Raw genomic sequence first — 15,813 nt, 5'->3', positions numbered from 1 at the left:
CGGTCAGTCCTTATTCGATGACATCGACATAGATGTCCAGGAGCCGGAACCTTGTCGCATCGAGATGCTCTCCGAGAACCGCGATCACACGCTTCTGCAGCTCGTACCCGAGTTCGTGGTCCTGTTCGCACTTGTCGCGCAGGCACTTGCCGTCGAAACCGATGGCGCGCGTCGCCTCAACCGCGCGTGCGTCGAACCGCGAGTTGTACGGCGGCACCAGCCACGACCATCCAAGGATGTCTCCGTCTCCGAGTGTCTGCACCGTCAGGCTGCCACGGCCCAGAACGGGGGTTTCGAGCGCGATCCTGCCGGCGCGGATGAGGTAGAAGTGATTGGCGGGGTGGCCCTCGCGGAAGATCAACTCACCCGCGGTGAAGCGCATGTTTGCCGCACACCCGACCGCCAACTGCAAATAACGCGGGTCCATCCCGCCGAAGAACGGGTGTCTGGCCAGAACGCCTTCTAGCGTCCGCACTGCCTTCTTCCTTCACCGGTGCCTGATGAGTTCCTTGAGTCGGACCATAGTTGATGATGAAGGCCCCCGTCCCGCGATCGAAGGGAAGAATTGCCTGCCGAAAGCCAACGCCGGCGTCCGACGTCGACATCGACGAGCTCGGCGTGATCGCGACCGGGCCGGTCCGCGTACCCCCCACAGCTGGCGCGATTCGCACGCCTGCAGTGGCGGCGATATCGACCTCAGCACGACAAGTGACCCGACGCGAGTCAGTGCCGTAGTCTGACAACACATTTCACGGTACTAGTTGCGTCTCGGCGAGGAGGGGTCATCCCGCATGTCCACCTGGCTCATCACCGGCTGCTCGAGCGGACTCGGCCGCGCGCTTGCCGAAGCCGTCATCGAGGCCGGCCACCACGCGGTCGTGACCGCGCGCGACGTCGCGAAGGTCGCCGACCTGGCGGGAGGCGCACCGGAGCGCGTGCTCGCGGCCGCCCTTGACGTCACCGACCCCGCACAGGTCGCCTCGGTCGTGGGCCAGGCCCACGACCGGTTCGGCCACGTCGACGTTCTGGTGAACAACGCCGGTTACGGTTACCGCGCCGCGGTCGAGGAGGGCGACGACGCCGAGGTGCGCGCCCTGTTCGAGACGCACTTCTTCGGCACCGTCGCGATGATCAAGGCGGTCCTGCCCGGCATGCGGGCGCGCCGCAGCGGCGCGATCGTCAACATCTCCTCGATCGGCGCGACGGTAACTCCGGTGGGCTCTGGCTACTACGCGGCCGCCAAGGCCGCCATCGAAGGCATGAGCGGCGCGCTGCGCGGTGAGCTCGCGCCGCTGGGCATCTCGGTGACCATCGTCGAGCCCGGTGCGTTCCGCACCGATTTCGCCGGGCGCTCGCTCGTCCAGTCGGCCACCGTCATCGACGACTACGCGGCCACCGCCGGGCAGCGACGCAAGGAAAACGACACCATGCACGGCAACCAGGCCGGCGACCCCGCCAAGGCGGCCACCGCGATCGTCGCGGCGGTCGAGTCCAGCGACCCCCCGGGATTCCTGCTGCTCGGCCCCGACGCCCTGGCCTTCTACCGCTACGTCGCGGACGCGCGCGCCACCGAGATCGCGAAATGGGAGCGGCTGACGAGCGGCACTGACTTCGGGCCGTGACCGTCCGCCGGCCGGGTCAGGTCGTGCCCGCCGCCGCGGTCGACACCACGACGGCATACACCCGCTTGGCACGGTCGTTGGTCAGGTCGATATGCACGAACTTCTGCTCGGTGTACTCGTCGAGGGCGCCGGGCCCGAGTTCGCGGCCCAGGCCGCTTTGCTTCATACCGCCGAATGGGAACATCGCGTTGACCATGTGCCAGTCGTTGATCCACACCGTGCCCGACTCCAACCCGCGGGCGATGGCCAAGGCCCGTTCGTTGTCTGCGCTCCACACACCCGCGGACAGTCCGTACTCGCTGTCGTTGGCGATCGCGACCGCCTCGGCGTCGTCGGCGCACTTGATCACGACGAGCACCGGCCCGAAGATCTCCTCCCGGGCCACCCGCATGTCGTTGGTGGCCCCGGTCAGGATCGTCGGCGCAACCCAATGACCGTCGGCGAGTCCGGCTTCGGCAGGCACCGTGCCCTGGAACGCGATCTTGCATCCCTCCTCTTGCCCGAGCGCGATGTACTTCTCCACCCGTGCCTTCTGTTTGGCGGATATCAGCGGACCGACGTCGGTGGCCGGGTCCATCGGATTGCCCACGACGAGCGTGGACGCGCGGGCGACCAGCCTTCGCAGGAACTCGTCGTGAATCGAGGAGTGCAGCAACAGCCGTGTTCCGGACTCGCAGGCCTGGCCGCACATCAGCAGGAACCCGAACAACGTGCCGTCGACGGCCAGGTCCAGGTCGGCGTCGTCGCAGACGATGTTGGCGCCCTTGCCGCCCAACTCGAGCGTGACCTTCTTGACGTTGTCCGCGGCGGCGCGCATCACGGTCTTACCGACTTCGGTCGAGCCGGTGAACGCCACCTTGCGAACATCGGGGTGTTCGGCGAGGCGGGCGCCGACGACCGGGCCGGGCCCGGTGACCACGTTCAGCACTCCCGCCGGCAGCCCGACTTCGTCCGCGGCCCTGGCTAATTCGAACAACGTCAGTGGGGTCTGATCGTCGGGCTTGAGCACTATTGTGTTGCCGGCCGCCAACGCGGGCCCCAGCTTCCACACCGCGAGCAGCAACGGGAAGTTCCACGGCACGATGCCGGCGCAGACCCCCACCGGTTCTCGGCGAAGCACGCCGGCGGCCAGGGTGGGCGCTTCCATCAGGGGCCTGGTTTCCTCGAACGCATATGACCGAGCCAGCGCGGCGAAGCACTTCAGGTGAGCGATCGAGTAGCCCAAGAGAAATGCGCCCGCGGACCGTGCGGTGGCACCGTTTTCGCGAACCTGCAGCACGGTCAACTCGTCGAACCGTGCGGCCAGGTTGTCGGCGATCGCGTCGAGGAAGCGGGCGCGTTCGGCGGGCGGCGTCGACCGCCAGATCCCGCAGGCATGTGCTGCCTTCGCCGCGGCGACGGCCTCGTCGGCAATGGCGACATCGCCTTCGGCAACCGTCGCCACCAACTCGTTGGTCGCGGGATCACGTACCTCTAACCTGCTTGACGTGTCGCGCCAACGGCCGTCGATGTACATCGAATAATGCGGAATGGCGGTCATGTGGTCCTCGCTCTTGTTCGTCGGATTCCCCGAAGCCGTCGCGCCGCGCTTGTCCATCGGTCGGCGGCGTGGTGCGCGACGCTGACCCCGGCCGGGATGCCCAAGGGGGCCGCAATGATGACGGCGATGGTGATGAGACTCATGGGACGGTTCAGAACCGGATCAGCCCGCGGAGATTCACGCCGGCGTGTAGGTCGGCGTAGCCCGTGTTGATCTCCTCGAGGGTGTATTCACGGGTGACGAGTTCGTCGAGCTTCAATCGGCCGGCGCGGTACAGGTCGAGCATCCGGGGTATGTCGTGCCGTGGGTTGGACGATCCGAAAAGCGAACCGCGAACCTGCTTTTCGTACAGGGTCAAATCGAACAGCGACAGGTCGACGCTGGTGTCGGTCGGGTGTGGGATCGCGGTCATCACGACCCTGCCGCGCTTGCCGACGAGGCTCAGCGCCTGCGCCACATAGCTTCCCTCGGCCGAATCGGTGCTGACCACGCAGACGTCGGCCATCTGACCGCGCGTCAGGTCGGTGATCAGGGCCTGTGCCTCCTGCACGGTCGCCGCGGTGTGGGTGGCCCCGAACTCGAGGGAACGGGAGCGTTTGTACTCCACGGGATCGAGCGCGACGATGACGCGCGCGCCCGCGATCCGTGCGCCCTGCACCGCGTTCATGCCGATCCCGCCCACACCCATGACCACCACGGTGTCGCCGTCACGCGCTTCGCCGGTACGCACCATGCTGCCGTAGCCGGTGGTGACTCCGCACCCGACCAGCGCGGCGGTGTCCAGCGCGGTGGACGGATCCACCTTGATCACCGAGGCCAGTGGCACCACCGTGTATTCGGAGAATGTTCCCAGCACGCACATCTGGCCCAGCCCTTGGCCTTTGGCGTGAAATCGGAAGGTGCCGTCGAGTTGTGGCCCGGCGATGATGGCGGCGCCGAGCACGCACAGGTTGCTCATGCCGCGCGAACACGGTTCGCAGCGACCGCAGGCCGGGATGAAGCTCAGCGCCACCGAATCGCCCGGGGCGACCTCGGTGACTCCCGGGCCGACGTCGACGACGACGCCCGCGCCCTCGTGCCCGCCGACCACCGGCAGCTGCATCGGCATGTCGCCGGTGATCAGGTGGTCATCGGAGTGGCACAGCCCGGCGGCGGCCATTTTGACCAGGACCTCGTGCTCCTTGGGCCCGTCGAGGTCGACCTCTTCGACCTCCCATTTCTGGTGCAGCCCCCAGAGCACCGCGGCTTTGGTTTTCATCGAGAACTCCTTGGATTCAGCGCTTCTCGGGTGTCCAGGTGGCCGGCAGGCTGTTGACGCCGTTGATGAAGTTGGCCAGGGCGTAGTTGGGCTCCGGTGCCGAAATGTCCGGGATGCGGGTGTAGACCTCGGTCAGCAACGCCTTGAGCATGGTGCGGGCCAGCGCGGCGCCCAGGCAGAAGTGCGGGCCGCCGCCACCGAAGGCGATGTGCGGGTTCGGGTTTCGCAGGATGTTGAACGAATGGGGATCGTCGAAGACGTCCTCGTCGCGGTTGCCCGAGTAGTACCACAGCACGACCTTGTCGCCGGCCTTGATCTCCGAGCCGCGCACGGTGATGTCCTGGGTGGCGGTGCGGCGCATGTGCAGCAACGGCGATCCCCAGCGCAAAACCTCCTCGACGGCGGTGCCGACGCGGCCCTCGACGTCCTCGACGAGCAGTGCGCGCTGGTCGGGGAACTTCGAGAGGGCGGCGATGGCGTGGGCCGAGGCGTGCCGCGTGGTGTCGTTGGACGCGACGCCCATCAACACGAAGAACGCCTTCAGCTCGTCGTCGGTCATCTTCTTGCCGTCGAACTCGGCCTGCACCATCCAGGTCATCAGGTCGTCACCGGGATTGGCCCGCCGCTCGGGGATCAGGACCGTCGCGACCTCGTGCAGGTCCATCACGGCGCCCATGAACAGTTCGAGTTCGCTCTGCTCGCCGCGGATGTTCGGGTCCGTCCAGCCCACGAGCCGCTGGGCGGCGGTGACGGCCTTGTCCCGCAGTTCGCCGTCGGGCAGCCCGAAGAAGCTGCCGAAGATCCGGCCGGGCAGTTTCACCGACACCAGCTGGACGAAGTCGCCCTCGCCGAGGTGGGCCATCTCGCTGACCAGGTCGTGGGCGTGGCCCCGGATCCAGCCTTCCAAGCGGCGCACGTTCTTGGGCTTGAAGGCCTCCGTCGTGATGCCGCGCAGCTGGGTGTGCCGCGGGGCGTCCATCGCGATGAACGACTGCGCGATCTCCACCGCCTCGGGGGCGAAGTCCTCCATCGTGATGCCCTGCGCGGAGGAGAAGATCTCCGGGTGGCGGCTGGCCATGCGGATGTCGTCTTGTTTGGTCAGCGACCAGAACCCCCTGGTGTTGAGCTCGGGAGGCAACAGATCCGACTCCGCCGGGCGGCTCCACGGCACCGGGTTCTCCGCGCGCAGGACGGCGAAGGCGGCGTCCCGCTCTTCGGGGGGTTTCGCCCAGAACGCGCGGGCGCTCAGGTCGATGTCCCTGTGGGTGGGGGCGGTCGTGGGTGCGGTCATCAGGAGTCCCTTTCTCGCGCGGTGCTGTGGTGCACGTCACCGCGGTTCTGCAACCATGCTGGCCAGCGCGGCGGCGGCGCGGTACAGACGCGAGTGCCAATCACTGGCCTGTGCGGGCCAGCGGATGGAACCGGCGATCAGGCGATGGGTGCGCGGAAGCTGGCGACCAGGCCGCCGCCGTCGCGCGCGGCGAAGTCGACCCGGCCACCCATTGCTTCGGCGATCTGCTGCACGATCCACAGGCCGAGGCCGGCGGTGCCACGTTGGCCGCCGACGCTGACGTACTTGGCGGTCAGCTCCCCGAGGTTTTCGGCCGGGATACCCGGCCCGCGGTCGGCCACGGTGAACACCAGCTCGTCGCCTTCGCGCGAACAGGTGACGTCGACCGGCTCACGTCGGCCGTGCCGGGAGGCGTTCTCCAGCAGGTTGGTCAGCAGCCGGCGCAGCCCTTGGGCGTTCACGGCCACGGCCCCGACGTCGGCGCCGACGCTCAGCCGCAACCGCGGCGCCGCCAGGCCGACGGCGTCGGCGGCGGCGACGATGAGGTCGGCCACGTCGACGCGGCGGACCCGGCCCGCCGAGAATGTCGGACGGCGGCTCAGCGCGACGTCGGAGAGGGCGTCGAGCATGTCGGTCAGATGGTGCACGTGCCGGGCCACCAGCTGCAGACTCGTGTCCCGGTCGGCCGGCGACATCGGCTGGTCCGCAGTCAGCGCCTCGGTCAGCGCCTCCAAAGACGTGACGGGAGTGCGGAACTCGTGCACAAGCACCTGAAGTCCATCCTGCTGCGACTGGTAGGACCGCAGCAGGCGGGCCCGAAGGTCACGTTCCTCATCGGCGGCGGCGTGTTCGGCCTCGGCCTCGACCAGCGCGCGCACCCGGGAGCGATGTTCACGCTCGGCGAGCGCGGACAGCCCCGCGGTTATGATCGCGACGAAGATCAGGTACACAGCCGACCAACCGGCCTGGAGTGCCGGGGCCGCGGTGACCGGAAGCCTCGGCGACGACGTCAGCGCCACGGGGATGTACGCGGCGCCCAGAAGGACCGCGACCAGCAAGGTTTCCCTGAACGAGAGCCGCGCCGCCGAGGCGATGACCGCCAGCGCCAACACCGCGACCACCGGGCTGTAGACGCCTCCGCTCAACGCGATGACCGCTAGCGTGAACGCCGAGTCGAAGCCGGTCACCAGCCATGCGTACCGAGTGCGACGAACCTCCATCTGTGGATAGGCCATCACTATGGCCGCGTAGACGAGCGCGGCGCCCAACACCGCGACGGTGGCCACCGTGTGCTGACGGACCCATTGCGGGCCGATCGCCAGCAGCACGCCGATCGAGATGACCACGGCGACCCGTACCGCAACGACGGTGCGGGCCAGCCCGTAGTCCTCGCCGTCGAATTCCACCGTGGTTTCGAGCTGATCGCGCCGTCTCACCCAGCTGACCATAGGGTTGGGGCTAGCATCGCGGCAATGACCCGCTCGCCGTACGTCGTGGTGATCGTGGACGACCATGAGCTGTTCGCCCAGGGCCTTGCCCTGTTGCTCAGCCGTGAGTGGGGCGAACTGTTCACCGTCGGTGGCCAGACCACATATGTGGAGGAGGCCGCCGACCTGGTGGCCCGCTGCGACGCCGATGTCGCCATCATCGACCTGTCGATGCCGCCGCTGGGCGGGGTGGCCGCCATCCGCCACATCAAGGCGCGCCACCCGAAGACCCGGGTGCTGGCCCTGTCGGGGACCGAGGACCTGGCGCTGGCCGAAGAGGCCTTGCGGGCCGGCGCGGACGGTTTCCTGCCCAAGACGGCGCGGCCCGAGGCGCTGGCGGGGCCGCTATGGACGATCGCGGAGGGCCTGCGCGTCATCGACGGCACGCTGCTCGATGCGTTGCTGAGCAACACCCGAAAGCCGCCGTCGGAGCTGCTGGACAGCCTCAGCGCCCAGGACCTCCAACTATGGACCCTGCTCGCGACCGGCATGGAGACCGGCGACATCGCCCAGCGGATGCTGGTGTCCGAGCGAACGGCCAAACGCATGGTGGCCGCGCTGCTGCACAAGCTTCGGGTCAGCAACCGCACTGCCGCCGCCGCGTTGGCCGGGCGTTACCGGCTGCTCGACGACATTGCCGAAACCGGCCGGATCAGTTGAGGATTCGGATCGCCTGTGCGGGGCACATGGCGGCCGCCCGAAGCAGGCGTTCGCGGTCGGCCTCGGGCGGGTCCGGCTCGAGCACCACGACTTGTTCGGCGCCGTCGGGAATGTCGAAGACGTCGGGAGCGGCCAGCAGGCACTGCCCGTGCCCCTCACACAGGTCATAGTCGACGGTGATGTGCATGAGCGCCAGTATCGGACGCGTCTGGGCGCCGCGGAGGGTCCGCACGCGCCAGATGTGGCCTGCCCGGGCCAGTCCGTCGAGGGCCTTTCAGCTCTACTTTGCATCGACGCGTACGGCGTAGCATCTGCTCATTCTGGAGACCCCAGTGTCCCTTCCTGAGCCGAGAACGCGACCATGACCACAACGCAAACCGAGTCCGCCTCCTCCACCGACGCACCCACGCTCGCCGAGGAGCGCAGACGCGAAGTCGATGCGATCGTCGACAGGGCGGCCGTGGCGGCCCGAGCCTTCCGCAGCCTCGACCAGCAGCAGGTCGATGCGATCGTCGAGGCGATGGTGCGCGCCGGGGTACGCGCCGCCGGGGAACTGGCGGCCGTCGCCATCGAGGAGACGGGTTTCGGTGTGTTCGAGGACAAGGTGGTCAAGAACTATGTGGCCACCGAGTTCCTGCACGACTACCTGCGTGACAAGAAATCGGTGGGGGTCATCGACGAGGACGTCGAGCACAACATCGCCTACCTGGCCGAGCCGATCGGGGTCGTGCTGGCGATCACCCCGGTGACCAACCCGACGTCGACGGTGCTGTTCAAGGCGATCGTCGCCGCCAAGACCCGCAACGCGGTTCTTTTCCGACCGTCACCGTATGCCGTGCGCTGCTGCGAGCGCAGCCTGGAGATCATCCGCGCGGCGGCCGAGGCGGCCGGGATGCCACCCGGTGCGCTGCAGGTCATCCCCGACGCCGCGCATGAGGTGACGCACTATCTGTTCAAACACCCAGGAGTCGATTTCATCTGGGTGACCGGTGGACCGAAGATCGTCGCGCTGGCGAATTCGGCCGGCAAGCCCGGCCTGTCCGTCGGTCCCGGCAATGCACCGATCTACCTTCACAAGACGGCCGACCTCAAGGGCGCCGTCGTCGACATCCTGATCTCGAAAACCTTTGATTCGTCGGTCATTTGCCCGGCCGAGCAAACCTGCGTCATCGACGACGAAGTGTATGACGAGGTGATCGCCGAGTTCGAGCGGATGGGCGCCCGGTTGCTCACCCCGGATGAGGCGAACGCTCTGGCAGAGTTCGCGTTTGGCTGCGGCGACAAGATCGCGCACGAGGCGGTCGGACAGAAGGCGTCGGAGCTGGCCGCCCGAGCAGGCTTCAGCGTGTCACCGACGGTGAAGGTGCTGCTGGCGCCGCTGCCGGCCGACCTGGAGGAACTCGCCTCGCACCCGCTGGTGCAGGAGAAGCTGATGCCCGTGCTCGGGGTGGTGCGGGCGCGCAGTGTCGAGCACGCCATCGACGTCGCCGTCCTGGTCACCGAGCACGGAGGACTGGGCCACACCTCGGCGATCTACGCGAATGACGACGGCGTCATCGAGGCATACAGTCTGGCGGTGCGCACCGGCCGCATCCTGGTGAACGCACCCACCGCGGTCGGAGCTCTCGGCGGGGTCTACAACGACCTGACCCCCACCTTCTCGTTGGGTTGCGGCACCTGGGGTGGGTCGAGCACGACGGAAAACGTCAACTACCGGCAGCTGCTGAACATCAAGACCGTCTCACGGCGCCGCACGCCGCCGCAGTGGTTTCGCGTGCCGGCCAACACCTACTTCAACGAAGGTGCACTCGACAACCTGCGTGAGCTCGACTGCGAAATCGTCGTGGTGATCACCGATGCCCTGACCGAAGAGCGCGGCGTCGTCGACCTGCTGCGGGGCAAGTTGCGCACCAAGCACGTGCAGGTGTTCAGCGAGGTGACACCAGAGCCCGATGAGACGACCATCCGCCGCGGCGTCGCGCTGCTGGAGCGGGTCCAGCCCGATCTGTTGATAGCCATCGGCGGCGGCTCGGTGCTCGACGCCGGCAAGGCGATCAGGCTGTTCTACGAACACCCGGAGAAAAGCATCGACGAATTGACGATGCCGTTTCTCGACCCGCGCAAGCGCGTCGCCGACTATCCGACCGACCGTCACCGGGTCCAATTGGTCGCCGTCCCAACGACATCGGGCACCGGTTCGGAAGTCTCGCCGGCGGCGGTGCTGACGGTACGCGGCAAGAAGGAGACGCTCGTCGACTACAGCCTGGTGCCCGATCTCGCGATCGTCGACCCGGTCCTGACCTCCTCGATGCCGCAAAAGCTGACCGCCGACACCGGTATCGACGCGCTGACCCACGCCCTGGAGGCGGTGGTCTCGATCTTCGCCTCGCCTTATACGGACGCGTTGTGCGCCCAGGCGGCGCGACTGATCTTCGACGCGCTGCCGAGATCGTACGACCATCCCGACGATCTATCCGCGCGAACCAGCATGTCCAACGCGGCAACCCTGGCGGGGCTCGCCTTCTCGAACGCGTTCGTCGGGACCAACCATGCGCTCGCCCATGCCGTCGGCGCCAGATTCGGGATCTCGCATGGCCGGGCGAACGGGATATTCCTGCCGCATGTGCTGCGCTACAACGCAAGCCTGCCGAGCAAATTCATGCCCGCGCCGGGATATTCCGCCTACGTGGCGCCGGACAAATACGCGCAGCTCGGCCAGTTGATCTTCGGTGGTCACGAGCCCGAGGACTGCCGAGCCCGGCTGTTCGGCGGGGTTGACGATCTGCTCGTCCGACTGAACATGCCGCGATCGCTGCGGGAGTACGGCGTCGACGAAAAGGAGTTCCTGGCGGCGCTGCCCGCGTTGGCGATGACGGCGTTCGAGGACCTCAGCAACCGCACGAATCCGAGGATGCCGTTGGTCAGCGAGATCACCGCGTTGCTTCGGGTGGGCTTCTACGGCGATGCCGTTCTCGGGCAATCACCCCCGCGAGTTGAGGCTCAGCGCAGCTGAGGCAGCACGTCGCGTTCCCACGCCGCGAAGAACCCGTCCATGTCGGGGCCGATCTGTTGGACGTGCACCTCGTCGATGTCGGCGTCGAGGTAGGTGCGCACCCGCGCGACGTGCTTCTCCGGGTCCGGCCCGCAGGTGATGGTCTCGGCCACCTGCTCCGGCGTGACGAGCGACATCAGGGCGGCGAAGTCCTTGGGCCGCGGCAGCGTCTGCGCGGACTGCCCGGGCAGCGCGTCGTTGGCCCACAACCGATGCGCCGCCTTCAGCGCGGGGTTCGCGTCGGGCCGGTGCTCCCCAAAACCATTGCCGCAACATAGGAACCACGCAGACGAAGGGCCGGCGTGACGAACCGGTTTGTCAGCTCACCGGGACGCCGAGTGTGGTGGTACCGGCGGGAGGGTGGACCCCAGCTTGGGCCCCACCGGGATGTCCGGAGTGACTCCGTTGCGGTCCATAGCCGCCGTACACACATGCGTGTTCTGGTTCCAGGTTCCGTGGGCCCAGAGGCAGCAAGCCGCGTGGTAGGTCTCTTCAGAGTCCTCGGCGTGCGGCTGGTGCATGCAGTTGTTGTACGTATTCCAGTTGAATTCGGCGCTGGCGATCGCGATGTGTCCGAAGGCGTTGGCTGCGAGGGCGATCGCCCCGGCGAGTAGGGCGGCACGTGAAATCCTGCGCACTCCTGTGGGACGTGCGATGACCATGGTCGAGTTACCGATGTTCATGAATATTCTCCTTCGGTGTTCGCAAGCCCGGTTGGCTGCATTCACCAGCTAGGAGCGACCAGGAACCGAAGCGGTGACACATTTCTGTCGACCATTGCCGCAACATGGGAGCATCTGTGTATCCGGTGCCCTCCCCACCGAACGTCGTTGCTCACTAAAACTGATGTACGGCAGTAACTTTCATCGCCGAGTCCGCATCAGGCCCCCGACGCCCCCGGGTGTTGCCGCCGGCGGGCGGGCCTCCCCACTAAGGGATCTTCTTCGCGATCCGCTTGGCGATCTGAGCACCCCGATCGTCGACGTGGTCGGCGCAGGCGCTCACATCGACGACAACGTTGTTGGCCGTAGTCAACGCTCGCTGGCACGCCCAGCCCTCCGAACCTTCTTCTTGGACCCGAGTGATCGTCAAGACTCCGTCCGCGACGCTGGCCTTGCTCAGCGACCAGTAATGGGCGTTCGGGTCGCCCGGGTCATGAAGGTCGACACGCCGGTTGTCGCAGTTGGCCCAGCCGGTCACCTGGCTGGCATAGAAATCATGGGCGCCCAGAGCCCCGGGGAACGCCACCACCGCCTGGTAGGCGATGTGGTCCGCACGATCGCGGTGGTCCTTGAGCTGCTGCACGCGCACAGCTGTCCAGCCGCTGCCTTGGTAGGAGTATTCCTGCGCTTCGGCCCAAACCAGGCACCCATCCTCGAGGGGACGGTTGGTGTACATCGTGTCGCCGGAGTCAACGACCTCCATGTGAGCATCCATGATGGTGCCGATATCGCCGGTGTCGAGCAACAATCCCGACAGCTCACTCGGCGGCAGCGGTGGCGGGGCATGACCCAACGTCGGAGCCGCAACCACCCTCCCGTCGGTCGTTACGGTGCACCCCGCTGCCAGCGCGGACAGCAGCAGGACCGCCAGCGCGCGCCGCATGCTCGCTATCCTCGACTGGCGCTCCTCGACATCGACGCCGACCACAAACGTGCCCCGCTCACGCATGTGTAAATCGTAGGGTTGAGCTCGGCGGGACGCGGCGTGAGTGGACCAAACCCAACGCTTGGAGAATCGCTTCGCCGATTCGGAGAAGATAGTTCTCCGAACTCGAGAGACGAATTACGATACCGGTGACCCGTGAGGTCCCGCCCCCAATGATCGGAGTCGTCATCGACACCTCGATTCTCGCCGCGGTGCGCGCGCCCGGTGGCCGGGTGTGACCATGCCGAGCGCACTGGAACTCGAGCGGCCCTGCGACGGAGTCGCCGTGCTGCGCCTGAACCGCCCCGAGCGACTCAACGCCATCAACGAGGCGATGCAAACCGAACTGGCCCGGTCGCTCGCCGAGCTGGCCGCCGACCGCTCGGTGCGTGCCGTCGTGCTGACCGGGGCGGGGCGTGGGTTTTGCGCCGGCATCGACGTGCGCGACTTCGGTCCGTCGATGCTGGAGGCCACCGCACCCGCGCTGGACCGGATGCGCTTCCAGGAGCGGATGGCCGCCCTGGCGGAAGCCGTCCGCGCGCTGCCGCAACCGGTCGTCGCCGCGGTCAACGGCCCCTGTGTCGGCGCCGGACTCGCGCTATGCCTGGCGGCCGACATCCGAATCTGTTCGCACAACGCATCGTTCGGCAACGCCGCCATCCTGCTCGGCCTCTCGGGCGCCGAGATGGGCATGAGCTACCACCTACCGCGCATCGTGGGCACCAGCGTGGCCGCCGACTGGATGCTCACCGGCCGCACGGTGTCTTCCGAGGAAGCCGACCGGCGCGGTCTGGTCAGCGAGGTGACCGAACCGGGCCGGCTGCCCGAGCGGGCCCTTGAGTTGGCGACGCTGATCGCGAGCCATCCCCCGCTGGGCGCCCAACTGACCAAGCGCGCCCTGCAGGTCAACGCCGACGCCCCGAGTTTCTCGGCGGCGCTGGAGCTGGAGAACCGCAACCAGGTGATCTCCCACGCCACGGACGAGGCCGCCGAGCGCCGCAAGAAGTGGTCGTCGTGAGCGACTCAACGTGAGCATCGACGAGAGGACGGCGCATGTCGTGGAACTTCTCCACCGACCCGGAGTGGGCGCGGCAACTCGAGTGGGTCGAGGACTTCGTGCGCGAAGAATGCGAACCGATCGACCTGATCGTCAAGGAGTCGCACGACCTTAACGATCCCGTGCGCCAGGCGCTGATCCCGCCGCTGCAGGAGGTCGTCAAGGAGCGCGGCCTGTGGGCCACCCACCTCGGTCCGCATTTGGGCGGCCCGGGCTACGGGCAGGTGAAGTTGGCGCTGCTCAACGAAATACTGGGCCGCTCGGAATGCGCCCCGATCGTCTTCGGCTCCCAGGCCCCCGACTCGGGCAACAGCGAAATCCTCGCGCATTACGGCACCCCGGAGCTCAAATCCCGCTACCTCGAGCCGCTGCTCGACAACCGGATCGTTTCCTGCTTTTCGATGACCGAGCCGCAGGGCGGCGCCGACCCGAAAGTCTTTCGCACCACCGCGCTACCCGACGGAGACCACTGGATCATCAACGGGGAGAAGTGGTTCTCGTCGTTCGCCTCGATGGCGTCGTTCATCATCGTGATGGCCATGACCGACCCCGACGCGCCGCCCTATCAGCGGTATTCGATGTTCGTGGTTCCCGGCGACACTCCCGGCATCAACGTGCTGCGCGACGTGGGCCTGGGTTATCAGGCGCCCGGCGGCGGGCGGGAGGGTTACGTCCGCTACGAAAACGTCCGTGTGCCGGCCAACCATATGCTGGGTCCGCGGGGCGGGGCCTTCGTTGTCGCACAAACCCGCTTGGGCGGCGGGCGGATTCATCATGCGATGCGCACCGTCGGCCTCGTCCGCCGGATCTTCGACATGCTGTGCGAGCGGGCGGTGTCGCGGTACACGCAGGGCGAGCCGCTGTCCCACAAGCAACTCGTTCAGGAGATGGTCGCCGACTCGTGGATGGAGATCGAGGCCTTCCGCCTGCTCACCCTCCAAACCGCTTGGAAGATTGACCAATTCAACGATTACAAGGCGGTGCGGGCCGACATTTCCGCGGTGAAGGCGATGATGCAGAAGGTCCTGCACGATGTGTCGTCGCGGGCTTTGCAGCTGCACGGGTCGCTGGGCACCACCCACGAGATGCCGTTCGTGCAGTACTTGGTGGAGTCGTTCGTACTGGGGCTTGCCGACGGTCCGACCGAGGTGCACAAGGTGACGCTGGCCCGCTTGCTGTTGAAAGACCGCCAGCCGGCGCCCGACCTGTTCCCGTCCGAGCACTTGCTGCGCCTGCACGCGGCGGCCGAGGCGAAGTTCGCCGACAAGCTGGCGGGCATTCCCCGCGGCTAGACCGATTTGGTGACGCCGACGTAGGACAGCACCACGTCGGACAGGTCCGTCATTCGGGTCAGCACCGCATAGGAGCGGATGAACGACTGCCCGACGCACCCGTCGATCTTGATGTGAAAGTTGCTGATCATGACCCAGGGATTTGCGCCCTTGAATTGTTTCTTGATCACCGGCACCGTGAGGACGAGGCCGGGTTTCATGCCGATGCTCATCACGCCGTTCAAGGGAGTCGAAACAAACGGCAGCAGAGGCGGCAATGTACCGGTGGTGTCGAAGGTGGGGCTGACGCCCGGGATGATGCCGGCGCCACCCTCCATGATCACGCCGTTGGACGTACTCATATCGATACCGCAGCCGATCTGATAGCCCACTTCCAGGATTCCGTGGGGCTCTTCCGATCCTTTCAGCGAGCCGACGAAGATGCCGCTGGCCATGTATTCGCGCGACGCTACGGAGGTGGTCAGCGGTGCCACCGGGACTTGCGCCTCGTCCTTTGCGCCCAGCCCCAGGGTCCAGCCGTCGGGAGTGTTGAGGATGACGGGGGGATTCGAGGGCACCGCCCCCCCGGCCGGTGCCGACGCTGCAGCGGCGGGCTCGATCTCGGGACCGTCATCGGGATCGGCGGTCGCCGCCGGCGCCGTGACCACCGACATGACGAGGCAAACGGCGACCGCCAGCGCGCGACGAACGACCACCGCTACCGGCCTCACGAACGACAACGTACGCACTTGCCGTTTCGAGTCGCGAAATTTGCTGGGCCGCCGATCAAAGTTGTTGTGTGTTTGTGACTCTTATGCGATGTAGACACCGTAGGTAGAATTAAGCTCTGCTTAGCGGCGGTTCAGGCAGACGACGGAAGGGCCGCGATGATGAAGCGTAGGTATGCTGCCCTGGTTGTCGTGGGTTT

14 protein-coding genes and 1 pseudogene are annotated in these 15,813 nt (G+C 66.9%); 5 read left to right on the top strand and 10 right to left on the bottom strand.

The window, feature by feature from the left end; translation table 11 throughout:
* Positions 1-10 precede the first annotated feature (10 nt).
* Entirely contained in the window at positions 11-475 is a 465-nt protein-coding gene (locus G6N51_RS26420; RefSeq protein ID WP_083172643.1) for a cyclic nucleotide-binding domain-containing protein, read from the bottom strand.
* Between the two features lie 316 nt (positions 476-791).
* On the opposite strand from G6N51_RS26420, the gene G6N51_RS26415 reads away from it, so the two are divergent.
* Positions 792-1,622 carry an oxidoreductase gene (locus G6N51_RS26415; protein WP_083172641.1) on the top strand — a complete coding sequence of 277 codons (831 nt, stop codon included), beginning with the start codon at positions 792-794 and terminating at the stop codon, positions 1,620-1,622.
* 16 nt (positions 1,623-1,638) lie between these two features.
* Here G6N51_RS26415 and G6N51_RS26410 read toward each other — a convergent pair whose 3' ends face one another.
* The 4 genes from G6N51_RS26410 to G6N51_RS26395 form a co-directional block, all read right to left on the bottom strand.
* A complete protein-coding gene (locus G6N51_RS26410) occupies positions 1,639-3,162 on the bottom strand; it encodes an aldehyde dehydrogenase family protein (protein WP_083172669.1) in 1,524 nt (507 codons plus the stop codon).
* A gap of 151 nt (positions 3,163-3,313) precedes the next feature.
* On the bottom strand, positions 3,314-4,420 hold the full coding sequence (locus G6N51_RS26405) for an NDMA-dependent alcohol dehydrogenase (RefSeq protein ID WP_083172639.1): 1,107 nt from the start codon (positions 4,418-4,420) through the stop codon (positions 3,314-3,316).
* A gap of 16 nt (positions 4,421-4,436) precedes the next feature.
* A complete protein-coding gene (locus tag G6N51_RS26400) occupies positions 4,437-5,711 on the bottom strand; it encodes a cytochrome P450 (protein ID WP_163750839.1) in 1,275 nt (424 codons plus the stop codon).
* 137 nt (positions 5,712-5,848) lie between these two features.
* Positions 5,849-7,147 (bottom strand): sensor histidine kinase, encoded by a 1,299-nt coding sequence (locus tag G6N51_RS26395; RefSeq protein WP_232078489.1) that lies wholly within the window; start codon positions 7,145-7,147, stop codon positions 5,849-5,851.
* Positions 7,148-7,183: 36 nt separating this feature from the next.
* Here G6N51_RS26395 and G6N51_RS26390 point away from each other — a divergent pair, with 36 nt between their 5' ends.
* The gene (locus G6N51_RS26390) at positions 7,184-7,858 is read left to right on the top strand and encodes a response regulator transcription factor (protein ID WP_174814343.1); all 675 of its coding nucleotides are present in this window, start codon (positions 7,184-7,186) and stop codon (positions 7,856-7,858) included.
* Here the strand turns inward: G6N51_RS26390 and G6N51_RS26385 are convergent.
* Positions 7,851-8,045 carry a ferredoxin gene (locus G6N51_RS26385; protein ID WP_083172667.1) on the bottom strand — a complete coding sequence of 65 codons (195 nt, stop codon included), beginning with the start codon at positions 8,043-8,045 and terminating at the stop codon, positions 7,851-7,853. The two genes, G6N51_RS26390 and G6N51_RS26385, sit on opposite strands and share 8 nt — an antisense overlap.
* A 174-nt stretch (positions 8,046-8,219) precedes the next feature.
* On the opposite strand from G6N51_RS26385, the gene adhE reads away from it, so the two are divergent.
* A complete protein-coding gene (gene adhE, locus G6N51_RS26380; protein ID WP_083172633.1) occupies positions 8,220-10,871 on the top strand; it encodes a bifunctional acetaldehyde-CoA/alcohol dehydrogenase in 2,652 nt (883 codons plus the stop codon).
* Here the strand turns inward: adhE and G6N51_RS26375 are convergent.
* The 3 genes and pseudogenes from G6N51_RS26375 to G6N51_RS26365 all read right to left on the bottom strand — a co-directional run.
* Positions 10,859-11,152 (bottom strand): annotated as a pseudogene (locus G6N51_RS26375) (LLM class F420-dependent oxidoreductase); the annotation flags it as partial. The gene adhE and the pseudogene G6N51_RS26375 overlap by 13 nt on opposite strands.
* Before the next feature lie 81 nt (positions 11,153-11,233).
* The gene (locus G6N51_RS26370; protein WP_142275007.1) at positions 11,234-11,593 is read right to left on the bottom strand and encodes a hypothetical protein; all 360 of its coding nucleotides are present in this window, start codon (positions 11,591-11,593) and stop codon (positions 11,234-11,236) included.
* Positions 11,594-11,840: 247 nt separating this feature from the next.
* Positions 11,841-12,581: a sensor domain-containing protein gene (locus G6N51_RS26365; RefSeq protein ID WP_083172629.1), complete on the bottom strand. Its 741-nt coding sequence runs from the start codon at positions 12,579-12,581 to the stop codon at positions 11,841-11,843.
* A 217-nt stretch (positions 12,582-12,798) separates the two neighbouring features.
* Between G6N51_RS26365 and G6N51_RS26360 the strand changes: the two genes are divergently transcribed.
* Both G6N51_RS26360 and G6N51_RS26355 read left to right on the top strand, forming a co-directional pair.
* Positions 12,799-13,575 (top strand): enoyl-CoA hydratase/isomerase family protein, encoded by a 777-nt coding sequence (locus tag G6N51_RS26360; protein WP_083172666.1) that lies wholly within the window; start codon positions 12,799-12,801, stop codon positions 13,573-13,575.
* Positions 13,576-13,610: 35 nt separating this feature from the next.
* Positions 13,611-14,906, top strand: a complete 1,296-nt coding sequence (locus G6N51_RS26355) for an acyl-CoA dehydrogenase family protein (protein WP_083172627.1) — start codon at positions 13,611-13,613, stop codon at positions 14,904-14,906.
* Here G6N51_RS26355 and G6N51_RS26350 read toward each other — a convergent pair.
* On the bottom strand, positions 14,903-15,559 hold the full coding sequence (locus G6N51_RS26350) for an MspA family porin (protein WP_083172665.1): 657 nt from the start codon (positions 15,557-15,559) through the stop codon (positions 14,903-14,905). The genes G6N51_RS26355 and G6N51_RS26350 overlap by 4 nt on opposite strands.
* Positions 15,560-15,813: the final 254 nt, after the last annotated feature.

This window comes from Mycobacterium paraseoulense (assembly GCF_010731655.1).
In the GTDB taxonomy this organism is placed as follows: Bacteria; Actinomycetota; Actinomycetes; order Mycobacteriales; family Mycobacteriaceae; genus Mycobacterium; species Mycobacterium paraseoulense.
The sequence above is the reverse complement of the archived record's forward strand: the minus strand, read 5'-3'. Positions and strand labels throughout refer to the sequence as shown.